Genomic DNA, 23,274 nt, shown 5'->3' with positions numbered 1-23,274 from the left:
TAATATTGAGTAATTTTGCAACTCATTTGGAGAAATACAGAAAAATAATAATAAATTAAGAAACAAAAGATGAATATTTTATTTGAGAACCCCGATAAGGTTAATGGCAAGCTGACATTGACAATCGAGGAAGCTGACTACACGCAGGAGGTTGAGAAAACCCTCAAGGATTACCGCAAGAAGGCAAACATTCCCGGTTTCCGTCCGGGACAGGCTCCTATGGGAATGATAAAGCGCCAGTTTGGCCCATCCGTAAAGGTAGACGTTATCAACCGCGTCCTTGGCGAGCAGTTGCAGAAGTACATCACAGACAATAATATCCATATGCTCGGCGAGCCTCTGGCCAACGAGGGACAGGAACCTGTCGATCTTGACAAGGAAGCTCCATATACATTCGTGTTCGACATCGCCGTTGCACCGGAATTCAACGCTCAGCTGGGTGCTGATGATGCCGTAGACTATTACAACATTACTGTTGACGATGCCCTCATCGACCGTCAGGTAGACATGTTCGCATCACGCTCCGGCAGCTACGAGAAGGCTGAGGAGTATCAGGACAACGACATGCTAAAGGGCGACCTTCGTGAGCTTGACGAGAATGGCAATACTAAGGAGGGTGGTCTTGTTGTCGAGTCTGCCGTCCTGATGCCAAACTACATCAAGGTTGACGAGCAGAAGAAACTTTTCGATGGTGCCAAGCTTGGTGACATCATCACCTTCAATCCTCGCAAGGCTTATCCCGAGAGCGATGTAGAGCTGTCTTCTTTCCTGAAGATTGGCAAGGAGGATGTTGCTAACCATACAGGCGACTTCAGCTATCAGATAACCGAAATCAGCCGTTACCAGAAGGCTGCAGTAGACCAGCAGCTCTTCGACAGCGTATTCGGTGAGGGCGCAGTAAGCAGCGAGGAGGAGTTCCGCAACAAGATTGCTGACGGCCTTGCAGCACAGCTTACCGTTGATGCAGACTACAAGTTCCTGCTCGATGTGCGTGCCTACGTTGAGAACAAGGTCGGCGAGCTTACCTTCCCCGACGCCCTTCTGAAGCGTATCATGCTCAAGAACAACGAGGACAAGGGCGAGGAGTTCGTAGAGAAGAACTATGCTGCCAGCATCAAGGAACTTGCCTGGAGCCTTATCAAGAACCAGCTCGTAGAGGCTGCCGGCATCAAGCTTGAGCAGGATGACGTGCTTCAGGCCGCAAAGGAGACCGCACGCATACAGTTCGCACAGTATGGTATGAACAATGTGCCAGATGAGTACGTCGAGAACTACGCCAAGGAAATCCTCAAGAAGCAGGAGAACGTGCAGGGTTGCGTAGACCGTGCTCTCGACATCAAGCTCGTAGCAGCTCTGAAGAGCGTTGTGAAGCTCAACGAGAAGTCTATCTCTCTCGACGACTTCAACGCTATGATGTCAAAGAAGGAGGCTTAATGGCCTGCTTGGGTTGAAACTCTATAACAACCAATAACTAATCCCTTCATCAGAGATGTCTGGTTACGGCCAGACATCTTTTTTTTGTCCTCCCCGCATGCAGACTTGTTTTGTTTTGAGCAGACACTGGCCCAACAGAAATTACCTTGGGGCAACAGTGCCCCGTATGGTGAGTCTACCCTCCCTTTTCTCTTATCCAGAATAGGACTGACGATTTCTGTGCCAGTCTTGCCCATCTCAGACGCAAAGCTTTGCATCTGCCAACGCAAAGCATTGCATCTGCCAACGCAAAGCTTTGCAATCGCCCACGCAAAGCATTGCATCTGCCAACGCAAAGCTTTGCATTGACCCTCCCTCAAATTCGCTTGGAAAAGGTGTCTTCATTTTGAAATCCCTTTCCCATGTTTTCCAGACACTTGGTTCAGCTTGGTGTGCTTTGCTTTCCCTTTCAGCTGGCGACCAGTGCTGCAGATGAATGGCAGAATATATGCGCAACATATATTATCTCTGAAATCTTCAAACATTACATATGTGCTTAGCCATGTCAAGGAATCCGCCAGAAAAACTTTTTTTCAAAAAAAAACTCATAATTCTTATCGTTATCGAGTTTTTTTATTAACTTTGTCATAGAAACAAGATAACGAGAGGTTACAACAAAGCTTTTACTAACAAAATGGTGGTGCCCCTGTATAGGCTCCGCCCTTTATAAATGACGAAACATGAATAGCGATTTTAGAAAATTTGCCACAAAGCACCTTGGTATCAACGGTATGGTGTTAGATGATGTAGTAAGTTGCCAGAACCAGTACCTCAACCCATATATTCTGGAGGAGCGCCAGCTCAACGTTACACAGATGGATGTGTTCTCCCGACTCATGATGGACCGCATCATTTTCCTGGGAACAGAAATCAATGACTACACCGCTAACACCCTTCAGGCTCAGTTGCTCTATCTGGACTCCGTCGACAACGGCAAGGACATATCCATATACATCAACAGCCCTGGCGGTAGTGTCACGGCTGGACTTGGTATCTACGACACCATGCAGTTCATCTCCAGCGATGTAGCCACCATCTGTACAGGCATGGCAGCCTCCATGGGAGCAGTCCTGCTGGTGGCAGGTACTGAGGGAAAACGTTCCGCTCTCACCCACAGCCGCGTCATGATACACCAGCCACTTGGCGGCGTGCAGGGTCAGGCTTCCGACATAGAGATTGAGGCTAAGGAGATACAAAAATTCAAGAAGGAGCTTTACAATATTATCTCCGAGCACTCCCATACTCCGTTTGAGAAAGTATGGCAGGACTCTGACCGCAACTACTGGATGACTGCCGAGGAGGCAAGAGAGTATGGAATGATTGATACAGTATTAAAACGTAAGAAATAATAATGCCAAGAAAAGTTTGTAATTTTTGTGGTAGAGGTGAGCGTGAGGTAGAACTGCTTATCACCGGCATTAACGGTTTCATCTGCGAGACATGCGCCCGGCAGGCTTATGAGATAGCCGTTATGCAGGGTGCCGGCAAAGAAAGCTCGAACAAGCAGAAGGAAAGCACGTTCAAGCTAAAGAAGGTGCCAAAGCCGCGCGAGATAAAAGCCTACCTCGACGAGTACATCATCGGGCAGGATGAGGCCAAGCGCCATCTGGCAGTATCGGTGTACAATCATTACAAGCGTCTGCAGCAGCCCGATAGCGAGGATGGTGTGGAGATAGAGAAGAGCAATATCATAATGGTTGGCTCTACAGGAACAGGCAAGACACTTCTTGCACGCACCATAGCCAAGCTTCTTGACGTTCCCTTCACCATCGTTGACGCCACCGTGTTCACGGAGGCCGGCTATGTTGGCGAGGATGTCGAGAGCATCCTCAGCCGTCTGTTGCAGGTCGCTGACTTCGATGTGCCGGCTGCCGAGAGGGGAATAGTGTTCATCGATGAGATTGACAAGATTGCCCGTAAGAGCGACAATCCCTCCATAACGCGCGACGTCAGCGGAGAGGGTGTGCAGCAGGGACTGCTCAAGCTGCTCGAGGGAACAATGGTCAACGTGCCACCAAAAGGCGGACGTAAGCATCCCGATCAGGACTACATACATGTAGATACCAAGAACATACTTTTTATCTGCGGAGGTGCCTTCGACGGAATAGAGCGCAAGATAGCCCAGAGGCTCAATACACATACCGTTGGCTACAACTCAGTACAGAACGTACGCAATATCGACAAGGAAGACCTTATGCAGTATGTCCTTCCGCAAGACCTCAAGTCGTTCGGGCTTATACCCGAGATTATTGGCCGTCTGCCTGGACTCACCTATCTCAAGCCACTCGACCGCGAGGCACTGAGACGCATCCTTGTGGAGCCCAAGAACTCCATTGTCAAGCAGTATGTCAAGCTCTTCGAGATGGATGGCATAAAGCTTACGTTCACTGACGAGACTCTAGACTTCATCGTTGACAAGGCCGTAGAGTACAAGCTTGGCGCACGTGGCCTCCGCTCTATCGTGGAGTCTGTGATGATGGATGCCATGTTCGAGATTCCGTCGCGCAGGATAAAGAAGTTCGATGTTACCATCGACTATGCCAAGGAGCAGCTTGACAAGGCTCACCTGCATAAGTTGGAAACTGCATAACAAAACAACACTACCTGACCTATGACTAAAAACGATAGCCTGACAAAACAGCTGAAACATTTTTTCGGCTTCGACAACTTCAAGGGTGACCAGGAGGCAATCATACGCAACCTCCTTGCTGGCAACGACACATTTGTACTCATGCCTACGGGCGGAGGCAAGAGCCTATGCTATCAGCTGCCCTCACTAATCATGGATGGCACGGCCATTGTGGTGTCGCCGCTCATCGCCCTTATGAAGAACCAGGTTGACGTAATCAACGGAATGTCAGAGGAGGGTGGTGTGGCCCACTATTTGAACTCCTCGCTCAACAAGGCTGCCATAACACAGGTTATGGATGACATCCGTAGCGGCAAGACCAAACTGCTATACGTAGCACCGGAGTCGCTCAACAAAGAGGAGAACGTGGAGTTCTTCAAGTCTGTCAAGATATCGTTCTATGCCATAGACGAGGCTCATTGCATCTCGGAGTGGGGACATGATTTCCGTCCGGAATACCGCAACATCAGACCCACTATCAACAAGATTGGTGAGGCTCCTGTAATAGCACTCACGGCAACGGCCACCGACAAGGTGCGCACCGATATCAAGAAATGCCTCGGCATCGTAGATGCCAAGGAGTTCAAAAGCTCGTTCAACCGTCCCAACCTCTATTACGAGGTAAGGTCAAAGCGCAACGACGACGATACCAACAAGCAGATTATAATGTTCATCCGCCAGAATCCAGGTAAGAGTGGCATTATATATTGTCTGTCGCGCAAGAAGGTAGAGGAGCTGGCAGAGATTTTGCGTGCAAACGAGATTAAGGCCGCCCCATATCATGCCGGACTCGACTCGGCGACACGCTCGCAGACGCAGGATGACTTCCTGATGGAGCGCATCGATGTCATAGTGGCTACCATTGCTTTCGGTATGGGCATCGACAAGCCCGATGTCCGCTTCGTCATACACTACGACATCCCCAAGAGCCTTGAGGGATATTATCAGGAGACGGGCCGTGCAGGAAGGGACGGTGGCGAGGGACAGTGCATAGTGTTCTACTCGCCCAAGGATCTGCAGAAACTTGAGAAATTCATGGAGGGCAAGCCTATTGCCGAACAGGACATTGGCAAGCAACTGCTGCAGGAGACTGAGGCATATGCTGAAAGCTCCGTGTGCCGTCGCAAGCTGCTGCTCCACTATTTTGGCGAGACCTATACCGAGGACAACTGCAACAACTGCGACAATTGCCTGCATCCCAAGCAGAAGCGTGAGGCCAAGGATGCGCTTGTCGTTATACTGAAGGCTATCAAGGCCCTTAAGGAGAACTTTATGCAGGACTATGTCATAGACTTTGTGAAGGGACGTGGAACAGACGATATCGTCTCTCATCACCACGACGAGCTTGAGGAGTTTGGCGAGGGCGAGGATATAGAGCCACGTATTTGGAATCCCGTCATCCGTCAGGCTATGATTATGGGGTATATCAAGAAAGATGTAGAGAACTACGGCCTCCTCAAGCTAACTGCAGCGGGAAAGAGATTTATTAAGTCACCATCCTCGTTCATGATTGTAGAAGACCGTGACTTTAAGGACGAATTCGAGGCAGACGAACATGAGATGACAGGCTCTGCCCTCGATCCACAGCTGTTCTCACTGCTAAGCAATCTCCGCAAGAAAGTCGCCAAGACCAACAATCTCCCAGGATATGTCATCTTCCAGGACGTGTCGCTTGAACAGATGGCAACTATGTATCCTGTCACCATGTCCGAACTTCAGAATATCCAGGGTGTTGGAGCAGGCAAGGCCAAACGCTACGGGCAACCGTTCATTGAACTTATAAGCCAATACTGCAAGGAGAACAGCATAGAGCGTCCAGAAGAACTGCGGGTCAGGACTGTGGCAAAGAAGAGCATGCTGAAGGTGAAGATTATACAGAGCATCGACAGGCAGATAGCTCTCGACGACCTCGCACAGGCACAGGGACTCGACTTCGAAGAGCTGCTCGACGAGGTTGAGGCAATCGTATATAGCGGAACAAAGATAAATATCGACTACTTCCTGGAGGAGGTCATGGACGATGACCATGTCGATGACATCTACGACTACTTCATGGATAGCGAGACAGACAGCATTGATGCCGCTCTTGATGAGCTTGGCTCCGACTACAGCGAGGACGAAATCAGGCTTGTGCGTATAAAATTCCTGTCTGAGCAGGCCAACTGACAGCTATGCTACATTATGACTTCTCTGGCTATGATGGCTGTTATCGGGACCTTACCCGTCTTGGGCTTCCCATCATAATCGGCCAGTTGGGAACTATCGTGATGTCTTTTGCCGACACGCTTATGATAGGTCACCATTCCACTCCAGAGCTTGCAGCCGCATCTTTCGTCAACAACATGTTTGTCCTCGTCATCATCGTGGCGTTGGGCTATTCCTATTCCATCACTCCCACTGTTGGCAACCTCTTTGGCCGTGGCTTGCATACACGCATAGGCAAGGTGCTCCTCGATGGTGTTGCCTCCAACTTGCTCGTGGCTGCCATCCTTGTTGCAGCCATGCTGTTGCTCTATGCCAACATCGGCAGGCTCGGACAGCCTGAAGAACTGTTGCCGCTCATGCGTCCCTACTTCATTGTACAGCTCGTATCCCTGCCTTTTGTCTGTGTTGCAAACGCCTTCAAGCAGTTCTACGACGGTATCACAGATACCCGCACCCCTATGTGGATACTTCTCTCTGGTAATCTGCTAAACATCCTTGGCAACTGGCTGCTCATATATGGTCATCTTGGACTGCCTGAGATGGGACTTCTTGGAGCAGGCCTGTCCACAGCCTTTTCGCGTCTGTTCGTAGCCGTAGCATTCGTGGGGCTGTTCTGCATGTCCCGTTCCACTTCAGTCTATCGTGCCGGATTGCGCTCCAGTCGTGTGTCTTGGTCGGGCATAGTCGCTCTAAGCGCCCTTGGCATACCGCTTGCCATGCAGATGGGCATGGAGACGGCAGCCTTCTCGCTATCCAGCATTATGGTAGGCTGGCTGGGAGCCGATGCCCTTGCTGCCCATCAGATAATGCTTACCGTGTCGCAGCTTGGCTTCATGGTATACTATGGTTTCGGAGCCGCTGTCGCCATCAAGGTCAGTCTTCAGTCCGGGCTGCGTGACTATGTGGCAGCAGGACGCACGGCCCATGCAGGCTTCCATCTGTCCCTGATGGTGGCGGCATTGGTGTCGGTACCAATCTTTGTGTTCCGTCATAGCCTCGGCTTCCTTTTCACAGACGCAGCCTCTGTAGCCCATCTCGTTGCACTAACGGTCGTGCCCTTTATGCTCTATCAGATTGGCGACTGCCTGCAATGCGCATACGCCAACGCCCTTCGTGGCATAGCCGTTGTGCGTCCGTTAGTGAGTGTGGCCTTCCTTGCCTATTTCGTGATATCCCTTCCGCTTGGCTATCTTCTCGGCATCGTTCTCGGTATGGGTATCGAGGGAGTGTGGCTTGCTTTTCCTGCTGGACTCACCACGGCAGGCCTGCTTTATTTTCTCCTTTTCGTCCGAAATCTGCGCCGTTTAGACAAGGGTTTGAAGGGAATAGAGTGATTTTGTATCCGCTTTGCTGGCTGTAAGCTCATCCTGCCTGTTACACCTTATTATATATACACGCAAGTTAGCTTACGTTGCATAGGGGTAATATTCGCAGTTAAGTAACATATGGCATCCTGCCTGTTAAATTGATTTAAAGATTTGAGAAAAAACATGTTTGCGGTCGATATGTGGGAAATAATTGCTAAATTTGCACGCAACAAATTTTTAGGTAATATATGTCATCATTTGTTGCAGATAAAATTGTAATGGACGGTCTGACGTTTGACGATGTCCTGTTAATCCCTGCTTATTCAGAGGTGTTACCGAAAACGGTAGAGTTGAAAACCAAGTTCTCACGCCACATTGACTTGAATGTGCCCTTCGTGACAGCTGCTATGGACACCGTGACGGAGTCGTCAATGGCCATAGCCATTGCCCGTGAGGGAGGTATCGGCGTGATTCATAAGAACATGACCATTGAGGAACAGGCGCGCAATGTTGCCATTGTCAAGAGGGCCGAGAACGGAATGATTTACGACCCTGTGACAATAAGGCTCGGACGTACTGTGCAGGATGCTTTGGACATGATGCACGACTATCACATTGGTGGTATTCCAGTTGTTGATGACGACAATCACCTCGTAGGTATTGTCACCAACCGCGACCTGCGTTTCGAGCGCAGGCTGGACAAAAAGATTGATGAGGTTATGACATCGGAGAACCTTGTCACAACTCATCAGCAGACAGACTTGGTAGCGGCTGCGCAGATACTGCAGGAGAACAAGATTGAGAAACTTCCTGTGGTTGATGCCTCCAATCGCCTTGTCGGACTCATCACCTACAAGGACATAACAAAGGCCAAGGATAAGCCAATGGCCTGCAAGGACAGCAAGGGCAGACTGCGTGTTGCTGCCGGTGTAGGCGTAACCGTAGACACTCTTGACAGGGCACAGGCGCTTGTTGATGCTGGCGCTGACGCTATCGTTATAGATACTGCTCACGGACATTCGCTTGGCGTTATCCAGAAGTTGCGCGACGTGAAGGCTGCTTTCCCCAATATTGATGTCGTAGTAGGTAATGTCGCAACAGGCGAGGCCGCAAAGATGCTCGTAGACAATGGTGCGGATGCTGTAAAGGTTGGTATCGGCCCTGGCTCTATCTGTACGACACGTGTCGTGGCTGGCGTTGGCGTTCCGCAGCTTAGCGCTGTCTATGACGTGTTCTCTGCCCTGAGGGGTACGGGCGTACCATTGATAGCCGATGGTGGTCTGCGTTATTCAGGCGACATCGTTAAGGCTTTGGCTGCAGGTGGCAGCTGTGTCATGATAGGCTCGCTGGTAGCAGGTACTGAGGAAAGTCCTGGTGAGACGATAATCTTCAACGGACGTAAGTTCAAGAGCTACCGTGGCATGGGATCGCTTGAGGCCATGGAGCAGAAGAACGGATCTAAGGACCGCTATTTCCAGGGAGATACCGTGGATGCAAAGAAGCTGGTTCCGGAAGGAATAGCAGGACGTGTTCCTTATAAGGGAACTGTTCAGGAGGTTATCTACCAGCTTATTGGCGGCCTGCGCTCAGGAATGGGATATTGTGGAGCTCCAACCATAGAGGCCCTGCATAATGCCAAGTTCACACGCATAACCAACGCGGGAGTGCAGGAGAGCCATCCGCATGACATCACTATCACCAGCGAGGCTCCAAACTATTCAAGACACGATTAGGAACTACGTTCCAAACTCCTAATAACATATATTTATATATAGAAAAAATGAAATCAAAACTCCTCATCGGTGCCATGCTGCTGTGTGGCAATATCGTTTTCGCACAAGTTGACGACCCTGTCGTCATGAAAATTAACGGTCAGCCTGTAAGCCGCTCTGAATTTGAGTATTCTTTCAATAAGAACAACTCTGAGGGCGTCATTGACAAGAAGTCTGTAGATGAGTATGTGGACCTTTTCGTAAACTACAAGTTGAAGGTAGAGGCGGCCAAGGAGGCACGCCTCGACACTCTGAAGTCGTTCCTTAATGAGTTTGCCGGATATCGTGACCAGCAGATTCGCCCGGCAATGATTACAGATGCAGACATAGAAGCAGAGGCACGAAGGATATACGAGGAGACACGCTCGCGCATCGATGGCAATGGAGGCATGACAAAGCCTGCACACATTCTCGTAATGGTAAAACAGAAGGCTGACGAGGCGCAGCAGAAAGCTGCCAAGGAGCGTATAGACTCTATATATAATGCCCTGCAGAATGGAGCCGACTTTGCTGAGCTGGCTAAGAAGTGCTCTGACGACAAGGGTACGGCCGCCAATGGCGGAGAACTGCAGTGGATTGCAAAGGGTATGACACTGAAGGAGTTTGAGGATGCTGCATGGGCACTGGAGAAAGGCCAGATGAGCAAGCCTGTACTCTCGCCGGCAGGATGGCATATCATACTGCTTAAGGACAAGGGCAATTTCTTCGACTATGACAGCCAGAGAGCTGATATCGTAAGGTATATCGAGCAGAGAGGCCTGAGAGAGAAGATTATTGACAACAAGCTCGACTCCATAGGCAAGGCTCAGAACACTACCGCCGAGAAGGTGCTTGAGGCTAAACGCCTGGAACTTGAGGCTAATGACTCTGATCTGAGGAACCTCATAAAGGAGTATTACGACGGACTGTTGCTTTACGAGATAAGTAACCGCACGGTATGGGAGAAGGCTGCGGCCGACGAGGCAGGACTGGTAGCATACTTCAAGAAAAACAAGAAGAACTACAAGTGGGACGCTCCCCGTTTCAAGGGCATTGCATACCACGTTAAGGACCAGGCCGACGTGAAGGCTGTCAAGGACGCTGTCAAGGGCTTGCCCTTCGACCAGTGGGCAGACAAACTTCGTAAGACATTCAACAATGACAGCATCCTTCGCATCAGGGTAGAGAAGGGCATCTTCAAGCAGGGCGACAACGCACTTGTTGACCGCGAGGTGTTTGGCGTTGATACCATTGCCAAGGGGCTGAAGGACTATCCTATCGACGCTGTATACGGACAGAAGTTGAAAGCTCCAAAGGAAATGACCGATGTCAAGGCTCAGGTGCTGGCAGACTATCAGGACACTCTTGAGAAGGAGTGGGTAGAAGGCCTGCGACGCAAGTATGCCGTAGAAATTGATGAGGAGGTTTTGAAGACTGTGAACAAGCACTAATGAAAACGTCGTAGGAACAAGACGGTGGGAATGGCTGGCACAGTAGCTATATACAGAAACATTATATGAGAAGGAATACAAATAGATTTGGAGGGTGTGTCCTGTTGGGACTGTTCTGTCTCACGGCAGCTGTTGCCGGGTGGGCAGGCGGAATGTCTCCTCAGCCATTTGCCGCAGCCAATGACAGCACGGCAAAAAAGGAGGCTCCTATACCAGAGGAGTGCATCGTAGACGAGGTTATATGGGTAGTAGGTAACGAACCCATATTGAAATCGGATGTAGAGATGATGAGGCTGCAGGGACAGAGTGAGGGCATGACATGGAATGGTGACCCGGACTGCCTGATACCAGAGCAGCTGGCCGTTCAGAAACTGTTCCTCCATCAGGCCGCCCTTGACAGTATAGAGGTGTCGGAAAGCGAGATTGCTGCAGGAGTCGAGAAGCAGATTGACTACTGGGTGCAGCTGATGGGCTCGCGTGAGAAACTGGAGGAGTACCGCAACCAGACCATCACGGAGATGAGGCAGAGCATGCACGATGAGTACAAGAATACCCTGTTGATACAGAAGATGAGGGAAAAGCTTGTCGAGGACATCAAGGTGACTCCGGCTGATGTGAGAAACTACTTCCGTTCTTTGCCCGAGGACAGCCTGCCGTTTGTGCCAACAGAGGTGGAGGTGGAGATTATTGAGCGTGCTCCACGCATCAAGCCCGAGGAGGTGAACCGGGTAAAAGACCAGTTGCGTAACTTCACCGAGAGGGTTACCAATGGAGAGACTACGTTCGCTACATTGGCCCGACTATACTCCGACGACCCGGGCACAGCGCGCAATGGCGGTGAGTTAGACTATGTTGGTAGAGGAATGCTGGACCCGGCGTTTGCAGCTGTAGCCTTCAACCTTACAGACCCTAAGAAGATTTCGAAAATCGTAGAGAGTGAGTTTGGCTACCATATCATACAGCTTGTCGACAAACGTGGAGACAAGGTGAAGGTTAGGCACATTCTGATAAAGCCAAAGGTGGCACAGGATGAGATAGACCTGTCACTGGCGCAGCTCGACTCCATCGCCGACGATATCCGTAGTGGTAAGTTCTCGTTTGAGGAGGGTGCCACGTTTATCAGCGATGACAAGGATACACGCAACAACCATGGTCTGATGTCCAATCTCACCGAGGATGGTATGACGTCAAGGTTCCAAATGAAGGACCTCCCTACAGAGGTGGCGCGCGTTGTCGATACGCTGAAGGTCGGCGAGATATCAGCTCCTTTCACTCTGACAAAGAACAACGGCAAGACTTCCTGTGCCATAATAAAGCTCAAGAGCCGCATCGACGGGCATAGGGCCACCATCACGGAGGATTTCCAAGTTATGAAGAACGTCGTGCTGAGAAAACAGAGGCAGAAGGTTGTGCATGACTGGGTGACTGAGAAGATAAAGCATACCTACGTTAGAATGAATGAGAGGTATAGGAATTGCCAATACGAATATGAAGGATGGGTTAAATGACAAATAATACCTTGCAACGGAATATCAATGGGCATAGAATCGGCTTCCTGACGGTTCTATGCCTCTTTGGACTTGTACTGTTTGCCGCGTCTCGACCTGCAAGGAAGACGAGACCGAAGGTCGACGAGAGGGTGTATCTGATACATGCCGACGTTCTGAAGTATGACCTGTATGGCCCGGAGCCCGGTGCGCAGATTGTGACAGGAAAGGTGCAGTTCAGCCACAAAGGGTCTAAGCTCTGGTGTGACAGTGCGTATTTCTATGAGGCCTCGAATTCTGTCAAGGCATTTGGACATGTGAGGTTCAAGCAGGGTGATACGCTCTCGCTGACTTGCGACCGTGCCGACTACGACGGACAGGAACTTGTCATGCATGCGCGAATGAACGTGGTGCTCAAGCATAATAAGCAGACTCTCTATACCGACAGCCTCGACTACGACAGACTGTATGAGTTTGCATACTTCTTCGATGGGGGAAGGCTCGTTGACGGTGATGACAAGCTGTCGTCTGACTGGGGTGAGTATAGCACCAAGACACGTGAGGCTGTATTCTATTATGACGTGCGTATGAGGAGTCCGGACAGACTCATTGAGACCGACACCTTGCACTATGACACCAGAACATCGGTGGCGCATATCACGGGAAAGTCGAAAATCACATCAAATCAGGGAATTATATATACTGATGATGGCTTTTTTGACTCCAAGCAGGACAAGGCGAGGCTGTACAACCGCTCTACCGTCATCAACGAGGGAAAAACCATTGTTGGTGACAGCCTGTACTTTGACGACAATACCGGGGTGGCGGAGGGCTTTGGAAATGTCGTGTATATAGATACCCAGAACAAGAACGAACTTCGGTGTGGGCATCTTAACTATAACAAGATTACCGGTTATGGCTATGCTACGATAGATGCTCTCCTGAAGGACTTCTCGCAAGAGGACACCCTGTATCTGCATGGCGACTCCATAAAACTGTATACGTATGATATCAACACCGACAGCGTGTACAGGGTAGTGCATTGTTTCGACAAGGTGCGGGCATATCGTACGGACATGCAGGCTGTTTGCGACTCGTTGGTGTTCAGTTCTAAGGACTCCTGCTTGACGATGTATCGTGACCCGATAGTGTGGAATGCCGGAAGGCAGATGCTCGGAGAGAAAATCATGGTGTTCATGAACGACTCAACGGTACGTGAGGCTCACGTGCTCGGGCAGGCTTTCTCCATTGAGCAGCTACCGGACAGCATACACTACAACCAAGTGTCGTCAACAAATATGTTCTCTTATTTCGTTGATGGAAATCCCCGCAGGAGCGATGCCGTCGGCAATGTCAGGGCAATCTATTATCCTGTAGACGATAAGGACACTACTCTCATAGGACTCAACTATACAGAGACCGATACCATGCGCATGTTTATGAACGGGCAGAGGAAGATGGAGCGTATATGGATGCCAAGGGCTACGGGAACGCTATACCCTATGACACAGATACCACCATCGAAGTTGAAGCTGACTGGCTTTGCCTGGTTTGACTATATACGTCCTACAGGCCCGGACGATGTGTTTGTATGGAAGGGTAAGCCAGCTGGCACAGAACTGAAAAATGTTGAGAGAGTGGCGATGCCGCTTCAGAGGCTTGATGATGACAAGAAGGACGGTACGCCTGCTGATGACGAGAAGAAACAAGAACCTGCTGCTGAGGATAATAATGCAGAACCGCCAGCAAGCGATGAAAACAGCTGATGGTGAGAGGTATTTATAAAGAATAATAGAGAATCCATTCTTATGAGTGATATTATACAACTTTTGCCCGACTCTGTGGCTAACCAGATAGCGGCAGGTGAGGTCATACAACGGCCTGCCTCTGTCATCAAGGAGCTTGTCGAGAATGCCATTGATGCTGGAGCTACCCGCATAGATGTGCTTGTCGTTGATGCTGGACGAACGTCAATACAGGTCATTGACAATGGAAAGGGCATGTCGGAGACTGATGCCCGCCTGTCGTTTGAAAGGCACGCTACGTCAAAGATCAGGCAGGCTGGCGACCTGTTTGAGTTGCGCACAATGGGATTCCGTGGCGAGGCCCTGGCTTCCATTGCAGCCGTTGCCCAGGTCGACTTGAAGACCCGTATGGAAACAGACGATATAGGAACATCGCTGTCTATTTCGGGAAGCAGGTTTTCCGGTCAGGAGCCATGTTCCTGTCCTGTGGGCAGCAATTTCCTTGTGAGCAACCTGTTCTATAATGTTCCTGCAAGACGTAAGTTCCTGAAGTCCAATTCTACGGAACTCAACAACATCGTGACGGCATTTGAGCGCATAGTACTTGTCTATCCCGACATACATTTCACCTTGTACAGTAATGGAGTGGAGATATTGAACCTCCGTGCCTGCGGCATGAAGCAGAGGATAGTCGATGTCTTCGGAAAGAAAATCAATCAGGATTTGCTTCCCGTGAATGTTGAGACAACGGTGTGCAAGATATCAGGTTTTGTAGGCAAGCCCCAGTCTTCACGCAAAAAAATGCCCAACCAGTATTTCTTCGTCAACGGACGCTACATGCGGCATCCATATTTCAACAAGGCTGTTGCTGCTGCATTTGAGAGGCTCGTTCCTCAGGGCGAGCAGGTGCCTTACTTCCTGTTCTTTACCGTCGATCCGCACGATATTGATGTCAACATCCATCCCACCAAGACCGAGATAAAATTTGAGAATGAGCAGGCTATATGGCAGATATTGTCGGCAGCTGTAAAGGAGAGCGTCGGGTACTATAATGACGTGCCAACGATTGATTTCGACACTCAGGGCAAGCCTGATATACCGGTATTCTCATCTGGGTTATCTGCAGAGATGCCAGACGTAGACTACAACCCTCAGTACAATCCTTTTGCCTCTACACCTTCTTCGCCAAAGAGACCTGCCGCAGGGATGACCATTGAGTCGAAGGCAAATAGCCGCGCCTCAATACCTGACCAGTGGGAAATGCTCTATCAGGGACTTGAAAAGGAAGAAACACCCACTCAGGGCAAGCTGTTCGGAGACACGATATCCGACGAGCCGGTAGCAGTCAACTCTCTGGTGGAAGATAAGTCGCCGTCTCATTATCAGTATAAAGGTAAATATATAATGACGGCCGTAAAGTCGGGGCTAATGATAATCGATCAGCATCGGGCACACGTCCGCATCCTTTACGAGCAGTATCTGCAGCAGGTCTCTGCGCGTACTGCAACAGTACAGAAAGTCCTGTTCCCAGAAACTGTCCAGCTTAGTCAGTCGCAACGTGTTGTCTATGAGAAGGTGGCTCCCGAGCTGCAGGCCATAGGCTTTGACTTGTCTGATCTTGGAAATGGGAATTTTGCCATCAACGGCATACCTGCCGGACTCGACGGCATCAACCCCGTCAATCTTATCCTCGACATGGTGGATGCTGCTGCCGAGGGCACATTGTCTGCTAAGGCCGACATCGACGCCTCTCTCGCCTTGGCTATGGCAAGGGCTTCTGCCATTACGCATGGTGAAGTGTTGGGCAATGACGAGATGGAGAATATCGTCAACTCGCTATTCATGTGCAGCAATGCTAATACCACTCCTGATGGCAAGACTGTGCTCTGCATATTGAAACAGTTGGAAATAGAGCGACTTTTTGCGTGAATAAGCAAAATAATGCCCTAAAGAAATGAAAAATAAGGCTCAATAGTATAAAAAAGGATATTTTTTTTAAAATAATGGGGCGAATTATAAAAAAAAATGCTAACTTTGCCCCCAAATAGCTACACGATAGTGTATCTTTGATGGATTTTTTTAAATTTAATTTTATAAGAGTATGAAAAAGTTATTGATTGCATTGGCTTTTGCCGGTGTTTCGCTTGGTGCTTCCGCACAAGACTCAGACCCTGTACTGAAGTACAGCGTAGCTACAAACTCTTTCTGGAGTAACTGGTTCGTTCAGGTCGGTGGTGATTTCAATTCTTGGATTTCTGACCAGGAGCATGGCCGTGGCCTTGATGGTGGTGACCACTATGGTCTCTTTGCTGGCGACCGTACCTCTTGGGGTGGCGCAATTGCTCTCGGTAAGTGGTTTACTCCTGGTATCGGTCTCCGTACCAAGCTGCAGGCTTGGAATGCCAAGCAGGTAGGTCCACAGAACCCAACATCTAAGTTCAACTATTGGACATTGAACGAGCAGGTAATGCTTAACCTCAGCAACTTGCTTTGCGGTTACAATCCAACCCGCGTATGGAATGTAATTCCTTTCTTCGGTGGTGGTATCTCTCGTAACTGCGATGATAATTTTTACGCAATGCAGCTGAGCGTTGGTCTCCAGTCTTCTTGGCGTCTTTGCAAGTATGCCAATATCTATGTTGAGGCTGGCTGGAACCGTCTTGAGGAGGACTTCGACGGCGCTTATGGCAACACTCTGAAGGACAGCCACGTTAACCGTGGATGGGAGGATAAGGACAACAACCTCTATGCAGAAGTTGGTCTGACCTTCAACCTTGGCAAGTCTACATGGGAGAAGACTCCAGATGTTGACGCTATCAAGGCTCTCGCACAGTCTCAGATCGATGCCCTCAACGCACAGCTCAACGATGCTAACGCTGAGAACGCACGCCTGAAGAACATGCTGGCTAACCAGAAGCCTGTTGAGACCCCGAAGGCTGTTAAGGAGTTTATCACTACTCCGGTATCTGTATTCTTCAACATCAACAGAACAAACATCGCTTCTCAGAAGGATCTCGTAAACGTACAGGCTCTTGCTAAGTACGCTAAGGAGAACAACTGCAAGCTCTCTGTTACTGGTTATGCTGATAGCGCTACTGGTACTCCTGCAATCAACCAGAAGCTCTCTGAGGGTCGTGCTGCTACCGTTACAGAGGAACTTGTTAAGATGGGCGTAGGCCGCGACAAGATCACATCTGTTGGTAAGGGTGGTGTTGATGAGCTTTCTCCAATCTCATTCAACCGTCGTGCAACTGTTCAGATTACAGACTAATATCTGCTAATACTGATAAGCATATTTGGGTGCGCAGAGATGCGCACCCTTTTTGTTTGCATATTCTTCTGTCGCCATGTGTAAAATATCTGCTCAGTGGAAAAATATTGGGAAGGGGATTCATAAATGAAGTCACCTGTTCCAGCAGATCTTTTTGCGGGAGCGATTGCAAAGCTTTGCGTTGGCGGATGCAAAGCTTTGCGTGGAGGGTTGCAAAGCTTTGCGTTGGCAGTTGCAAAGCTTTGCGTTGGCACTTGCAAAGCTTTGCGTCTGAGATGGGCAAAACAGGTACTGTAATTTTCAGTCATATTCTGGATAAGAGAAAAGGGAGGACAGACTCTTCATACGGATCACTGTAGCCCTCAGCAAATTTCTACTGAACCGTAAAATTAACTAAGCCAGTCGGGAAGTATGGCTCTCTTGCCTGTAAGGTTATTTATGTTCGTCAATCAATAACCAGTTGTCAACTGCACGATTTTTCCACAAAGGCGTTTTTTTTGCTACAAATGTGAAAAAAGTCTTTGGAAAATTTGGAGGAACAGAATAATATGCGTACCTTTGCACACGCAATACGGAACAAAGGGCGTTTAGCTCAGCTGGTTTAGAGCATCTGCCTTACAAGCAGAGGGTCGGCGGTTCGAATCCGTCAACGCCCACAGGGGTGTTCCCCCGTGATTCTTCGGAGTCCGGGGGATTTTTTTATGCCTCCGTTTTTCTGCAAAATTCAGCATTCCTAAGAATTCTTTTATTCCTTCAGACAATATCCTTATCCGTTATGGCTTTGATAAAACCTATAAGAGGTCTTACTCCGAAATGGGGTAGGGACTGTTATTTCAGCGAGAATGCCACTATAGTTGGCGATGTGACAATGGGTGAAGAGTGCTCAGTTTGGTTCAATGCCGTTGTCCGTGGTGACGTAGCTCCAATTACGATTGGCAACAGGACAAATATTCAGGATGGTGCCTGCGTACATGTTACCAATACCACAGGCCCAACCATCATTGGCAGCGATGTGACCATTGGACATAATGCCACCGTCCATGCCTGTACCATACGCGATGGAGCGCTGGTAGGCATGGGGGCAACGTTGCTCGACAATTGTGAGGTTGGCGAGGGAGCCATTGTGGCGGCAGGAGCACTGGTGTTGCAGAATACAAGAATTGGTTCCCACGAGTTGTGGGGAGGCGTTCCGGCCAGGTATATCAAGCATGCCAAGCCCAATCAGGCAGAGAATTTCGCCCGCCATTACGTGGAGTATTCCAAGTGGTATATGGAAGAGGATCAGTCCTCCCTTAGCCTGTAGATGAGCGTGTGCTCAAGGACCAGCGGGCTGTTTGTGACGAAGAATATCGTACCGTCAACGGGTGCTTTTACTTCCTCTTTCACTCCGCAGTCGAAAGGATCGATAATTCTTGCCAGTATTTCTCCGGCTTTTATCTTCGCCTTTTTGAGAAAATCGACTTCTGGCTTCAATTATCATCTTGGGGCAGGAACTACAAGCTAAAATTTTACAGTCTCTATACCCCTTTATTAATTCAGTGAACACTATTTAAATCACTTACTAAAATATATGAAAATAGATAAGAAATATAGAAATTTGTTAGGTGATATTGCGATCATTCTTAGTTTGGTCTCTTCATGCATCCCTATATGTGATTCAAGGACTATCGCCATTTTCACGAATCGTACGAATGACACCTTATTTATAGGTGCCTCCCACTACGATACGATTGATAGTGTGGATTGTCTATTGCAACCTGCATATTTGCCTATTGATAGTGACCTCTATCCTTCTAAGGTGACGTTGTGGAATGGTATTGATGTCCAAGGTGACATCGTATATCCAGACTCGTTGTTTACCATAGATGGCAATTATCTATTCAACAATACCGATACCTGCTATTTCTTCTTAATCAAATGGAAAGATGCTAAAAATCATTTATGGGATGAAATCCGCATGAAGAAGTTATATCGTCGAAAAATAGTTGTTCGAGATTGTAACGGTAAGTTTGATCAGACGATTCAATAGAAAGACCCTAACCATGTTCCCATACTCGTCGAAGGATACGCTATAGCATAAGGTCATAGATGATTTACAAGATGTGTTAACCCGCTGATAACTGTAGATATATAGACAGAACTTTCCCCTAAGGTATTTCTATGGAGAGTTTTTAAATGCCATCAAAATACAAATTTGGGTCACCCTGACAGCAAATTTCCTTCTCATGGTCATACAAAAGCGCATCAAACGCACATGGAGTTTCTCGGGATTGGCTACAATGATAAGAATAATGCTCATGTATTACGTAAACTGCTACACTTTCCTTGAAGAACCCGAAAAAGACTGGACGAAAATGGTTCAGGAGGCTAAGGAAAGACCTCCTGAACCGAGTCTGTTTGATAAGAGGGGCTTACTTTTTGGGTTCAAAACCGTTGACTCCCAAAATTGCTCGTAAAAGACGGTAATTCAATTATTTCAAAGACCGATTAGTCCACTTTAACGGGACAGTAGTGTTTTTTTCCCAATATTGTTGTTGAATTTGGAAAATTTGTTTAATTTTGCAGGGCAAATAATAACATTGCGAATTATTTAACGAAAAAACATTAAACAAACGTTTCTGAAATGAAAAACAAACATTATTGGCTTTTAGGACTTTCCACTGCTGTTCTTTTGGCAACATCATCATGTGTAGACAATGCCTATGACCTTAGCGACATCGACACAAATGTAAGGCTACAGGTGAAGGATCTTGTGATTCCAATGAACATTGAAGCTGCCAATCTTGACCAAGTGCTTGACCTCGACGATGACAGCGAGGTGAAAAAGATCCGGCTGCAAGACGGCTCTTTCATCTATGCTGTAGAGAAGGGAGGCTCATTCGACTCAAACCCTATCCACATCACTAAGTTTACTGCTATCGGGCCAGACGTTTCTCCTGTCACCAGCACGCTTGACCTCACAGACCTCAGAGAGATTGTGGGATATTTGCCAGAAGACGGAGGCGTTATAGCTTACTACAGCATCTCCAGCAAGCCTACGACAGTAACATCAGAGGCTTCCGGTATCGATGAGTCCATCGTTTCCATTGACAGGCTCGATGTGTCAACACGCATTGTCACCAAGCTTAAGGTGACAGGTTTGAATGCCGACGCTCTCGGTGGTATGAAGATAGAGGGACTGAAGATAAAGTACCCTGCCGGGCTTGTGGCTACTACAGACAAGGGAAAATATGACAGTGCCTCGGGAGTACTGGAATTCAGCGAGCCACTTGTGCCTAACAGTAACGGCGAGTTAACTGTGACAATGAATGTGACAGCCCTTGACGCAAGCTCTCCGAACATCGAATTCAACGGAACACAACACACGTTGAAGTTTGAGGATGAGATTTTTGTTAAGGAAGGACGTGTCAACATCTACGTCGACAAAAATCTGCCAAGTCAGGTGACTTTCAAGGTTACTCCATCCATGGATGACATCAAGGTAACCAAGTTCACGGGCTCAATAGTTTACAATGTGGGTGATATCAAGATCGACCCAATTGACATCAGCAACCTCCCTGACTTCATCAATCAGGAGGGTACATCCATCAGTATTGCTGACCCAAGACTCTACCTCACTCTGAGCAATCCTCTTGAAAAGTACATCCCACAGGGCCAGGTGATGAACCTTGGAGCAGGCATAAGCCTCAAGTCCGAGAGGGAGGGCGACTCAAAAGAGTTTGTACTTGATGGCGGCAGATTTGGCACAGAGGACACTAATACTGGTTATACCTACGTGCTCTCGCCGGAAAAGCCTTCTGACTCTTACGAGGGTTATGACAATCCACAATGGGTGAAGTTCTCCGCTCTCTCAGATGTTCTCGACGTAAATGGCAAGGGTCTGCCATCAAAGATCTATGTCAATGTCTCTGAGCCGCGAATTGACAAGACCGACATAGATGGTATCGAGCTTGGCACCGACCTTCCGCGTGTCGTTGGCAACTACACTTTCTACGCCCCTCTCCAGCTTAATGATGGCTCAGCCATCAAATATGTTGATACTATAGATGGTTGGGGCGATGAGGAACTCGACAAGATGACTGTCAGCAAACTTGACCTGAGTTTCCTGGGCTCTACAGAGGTTCCATTTGAGGTCGAGCTCAAGGTGTTGCCAATCAACAAGACTGGCAAGCCAATAGCTGGCGTGACATCAAACACAGTGAAGATTCCCGCAAAGGCTCAAAACGCTCCCGTCAGCCTAACGGTCGAGGGTGAGATAAAGGAGCTTGATGGCATACAGATTGAAGCGCGCCTCGTCAACAAGGGAAGTGACACTATACTTGCTCCGTCTATGAAGCTAATCATCAATGACCTCAAGGCCAAAGTCAGCGGATACTACGATGACGAATTGTAAGCTACCACCAAGTCAGTCAATTAAAAACAAGGAAACATTATGAAAAACTATAGAATATTTCTTGCGGTGGCAGCACTCGGCATGGCATCTGCCGCAACAGCCCAGAACCTCAAGTCAGGTTATTTCACTGATGGATATCAATACCGTCACGACCTTAACCCTGCATTTGCCAACGAGCAAAACTACGTGGCAGTGCCGGCATTGGGTAACCTCAACGTTGGACTCAATTCCAACATCGGTGTTGACAACATCCTTTTCAACGTGGATGGCCGTACGGCTCTGTTCCTCAATCCCAATGTGAGTGCGGATGAGTTTCTGAGCGGCATCAATGACAAGAACAAGATAAGCGAGGACCTCAAGGTTCAGATATTAGGAGCTGGTTTTAAGGGTTTCGGAGGCTATAACACCATTGAGATCAATGCGCGCCAGTCACTTGGAATCCAGTTGCCTGGTTCCATACTGCGCCTTGCCAAGGAGGGTGTGCAAAATCAGACATACGACATCAGTGACCTCAATGCCTCTGCTGTTGGCTATGCGGAAATAGCCTTGGGCCACAGCCGTCAGATAACTGATAAGCTGCGTGTGGGTGCCAAGCTGAAGGTCTTGCTTGGTATAGCCAACATTGACGCCGAGGTGACAAAGGGACAGATTACTCTTGGTGAGAACTCATGGACTGGTGTCACTAACGCCAATCTCCAGGCAAGCATCAAGGACCTAACGTTTGAGATGGAAAAGAAAATGCGTGGTCCAGAGGGTGAGGAGACAGAGCACGAATATGTTAGTGGTATAGACGACAGCTCATGGGGTGTCAATGGTTTTGGTTTCGCCGTAGACCTCGGTGCTGAGTACGAATATGATAACAACTGGAAATTCTCAGCTGCGCTCCTCGATCTTGGATTCATCGGGTGGAAGACCAATTTCATGGCGTCTACAAATGGTGACCGCACCATTGATACAGACACTTACATCTTCAACATTGATGACGATGAGGCTCACTCTTTTGAAAATGAGATGGACCGTTTCACGGAAGGACTCGCAGCCCTCTACGAGCTCCAGGATAATGGAGACCAGGGCGGCCGCACAAAGGCTCTCGCCGCTACAATGAATCTCGGCGTAGAGTACACACCGGACTTCTACAATAAGATGTCGTTCGGCTTGCTGAACAGTACTCGCTTCGCCGGAAAGTATTCTTGGACAGACTTCCGCCTGTCGGCCAATGTGGCTCCATGCAAGATTTTCTCTGCATCAGCCAACTTCTCTGTCAACACCTATGGTACGAGCATGGGATGGCTGCTCAACTTCCATCCTAATGGATGCAGCCTCTTCCTCGGCATGGACCATACGCTTGGCAAACTGGCTAAACAGGGCTTGCCGCTCTCTGGCAAGGCTAACATCAGCATGGGTATAAACATCCCGTTCAAATGATAATAAAAAAAGGATGATTAGGACATAACCTGATCATCCTTTTTTCTTTAAACTGATTTTCATGTATCTCAAGTAGTTGCTTCTTTTTCCACTGAGCCGTCATAAGCGGTATGAGGATATTTACTATTGTCCTGTAT

Annotated in this window: 16 protein-coding genes, 1 tRNA gene and 1 pseudogene; 17 read left to right on the top strand and 1 reads right to left on the bottom strand. The window is 48.6% G+C overall.

Annotation, left to right across the window (positions count from 1 at the left end; genetic code table 11):
* Nucleotides 1-69 precede the first annotated feature (69 nt).
* The 13 genes from tig to CIL02_RS06205 all read left to right on the top strand — a co-directional run bounded on the left by tig (nucleotide 70) and on the right by CIL02_RS06205 (nucleotide 18,622).
* Nucleotides 70-1,434 carry a trigger factor gene (tig, locus tag CIL02_RS06280; RefSeq protein WP_094400007.1) on the top strand — a complete coding sequence of 455 codons (1,365 nt, stop codon included), beginning with the start codon at nucleotides 70-72 and terminating at the stop codon, nucleotides 1,432-1,434.
* 719 nt (nucleotides 1,435-2,153) lie between these two features.
* Entirely contained in the window at nucleotides 2,154-2,822 is a 669-nt protein-coding gene (clpP, locus tag CIL02_RS06265) for an ATP-dependent Clp endopeptidase proteolytic subunit ClpP (RefSeq protein ID WP_094400002.1), read from the top strand.
* A 2-nt stretch (nucleotides 2,823-2,824) separates the two neighbouring features.
* Nucleotides 2,825-4,063 carry an ATP-dependent Clp protease ATP-binding subunit ClpX gene (gene clpX / locus CIL02_RS06260; RefSeq protein ID WP_094400000.1) on the top strand — a complete coding sequence of 413 codons (1,239 nt, stop codon included), beginning with the start codon at nucleotides 2,825-2,827 and terminating at the stop codon, nucleotides 4,061-4,063.
* Nucleotides 4,064-4,084: 21 nt separating this feature from the next.
* A complete protein-coding gene (gene recQ, locus CIL02_RS06255; protein ID WP_094399998.1) occupies nucleotides 4,085-6,268 on the top strand; it encodes a DNA helicase RecQ in 2,184 nt (727 codons plus the stop codon).
* A gap of 5 nt (nucleotides 6,269-6,273) precedes the next feature.
* A complete protein-coding gene (locus CIL02_RS06250; protein WP_094399996.1) occupies nucleotides 6,274-7,641 on the top strand; it encodes an MATE family efflux transporter in 1,368 nt (455 codons plus the stop codon).
* Between the two features lie 221 nt (nucleotides 7,642-7,862).
* The gene (gene guaB, locus CIL02_RS06245) at nucleotides 7,863-9,347 is read left to right on the top strand and encodes an IMP dehydrogenase (RefSeq protein WP_094399994.1); all 1,485 of its coding nucleotides are present in this window, start codon (nucleotides 7,863-7,865) and stop codon (nucleotides 9,345-9,347) included.
* Nucleotides 9,348-9,394: 47 nt separating this feature from the next.
* Entirely contained in the window at nucleotides 9,395-10,816 is a 1,422-nt protein-coding gene (locus tag CIL02_RS06240; RefSeq protein ID WP_094399992.1) for a peptidylprolyl isomerase, read from the top strand.
* A gap of 65 nt (nucleotides 10,817-10,881) precedes the next feature.
* The gene (locus tag CIL02_RS06235; protein WP_371589074.1) at nucleotides 10,882-12,324 is read left to right on the top strand and encodes a peptidylprolyl isomerase; all 1,443 of its coding nucleotides are present in this window, start codon (nucleotides 10,882-10,884) and stop codon (nucleotides 12,322-12,324) included.
* Entirely contained in the window at nucleotides 12,321-14,069 is a 1,749-nt protein-coding gene (locus tag CIL02_RS06230) for an OstA-like protein (protein WP_094399990.1), read from the top strand. Before CIL02_RS06235 ends, CIL02_RS06230 begins: the two co-directional genes overlap by 4 nt.
* Nucleotides 14,070-14,111: 42 nt before the next feature.
* Nucleotides 14,112-15,977 carry a DNA mismatch repair endonuclease MutL gene (gene mutL, locus CIL02_RS06225; protein WP_094399988.1) on the top strand — a complete coding sequence of 622 codons (1,866 nt, stop codon included), beginning with the start codon at nucleotides 14,112-14,114 and terminating at the stop codon, nucleotides 15,975-15,977.
* A 172-nt stretch (nucleotides 15,978-16,149) separates the two neighbouring features.
* The gene (locus CIL02_RS06220; RefSeq protein WP_094399986.1) at nucleotides 16,150-17,319 is read left to right on the top strand and encodes an OmpA family protein; all 1,170 of its coding nucleotides are present in this window, start codon (nucleotides 16,150-16,152) and stop codon (nucleotides 17,317-17,319) included.
* Between the two features lie 581 nt (nucleotides 17,320-17,900).
* Nucleotides 17,901-17,975 (top strand) — tRNA-Val (locus CIL02_RS06210).
* A gap of 119 nt (nucleotides 17,976-18,094) precedes the next feature.
* On the top strand, nucleotides 18,095-18,622 hold the full coding sequence (locus CIL02_RS06205; RefSeq protein WP_094399981.1) for a gamma carbonic anhydrase family protein: 528 nt from the start codon (nucleotides 18,095-18,097) through the stop codon (nucleotides 18,620-18,622).
* Here CIL02_RS06205 and CIL02_RS06200 read toward each other — a convergent pair.
* The gene (locus CIL02_RS06200) at nucleotides 18,601-18,792 is read right to left on the bottom strand and encodes a hypothetical protein (protein WP_094399979.1); all 192 of its coding nucleotides are present in this window, start codon (nucleotides 18,790-18,792) and stop codon (nucleotides 18,601-18,603) included. The genes CIL02_RS06205 and CIL02_RS06200 overlap by 22 nt on opposite strands.
* 97 nt (nucleotides 18,793-18,889) lie before the next feature.
* On the opposite strand from CIL02_RS06200, the gene CIL02_RS06195 reads away from it, so the two are divergent.
* The 4 genes and pseudogenes from CIL02_RS06195 (at nucleotide 18,890) to CIL02_RS06180 (ending at nucleotide 23,137) form a co-directional block, all read left to right on the top strand.
* Nucleotides 18,890-19,348: a hypothetical protein gene (locus tag CIL02_RS06195; protein ID WP_094399977.1), complete on the top strand. Its 459-nt coding sequence runs from the start codon at nucleotides 18,890-18,892 to the stop codon at nucleotides 19,346-19,348.
* A gap of 103 nt (nucleotides 19,349-19,451) precedes the next feature.
* Nucleotides 19,452-19,775: pseudogene (locus CIL02_RS16675) on the top strand (hypothetical protein); the annotation flags it as partial.
* A 167-nt stretch (nucleotides 19,776-19,942) separates the two neighbouring features.
* The gene (locus CIL02_RS06185) at nucleotides 19,943-21,712 is read left to right on the top strand and encodes a hypothetical protein (RefSeq protein ID WP_094399975.1); all 1,770 of its coding nucleotides are present in this window, start codon (nucleotides 19,943-19,945) and stop codon (nucleotides 21,710-21,712) included.
* A gap of 39 nt (nucleotides 21,713-21,751) precedes the next feature.
* Nucleotides 21,752-23,137, top strand: coding sequence for a DUF5723 family protein (locus CIL02_RS06180; protein WP_094399973.1), 1,386 nt, complete (start codon nucleotides 21,752-21,754; stop codon nucleotides 23,135-23,137).
* Nucleotides 23,138-23,274: the final 137 nt, after the last annotated feature.

Source organism: Prevotella sp. P3-122, from assembly GCF_002251365.1.
Lineage (GTDB): Bacteria > Bacteroidota > Bacteroidia > Bacteroidales > Bacteroidaceae > Prevotella.
The sequence above is the reverse complement of the archived record's forward strand: the minus strand, read 5'-3'. Positions and strand labels throughout refer to the sequence as shown.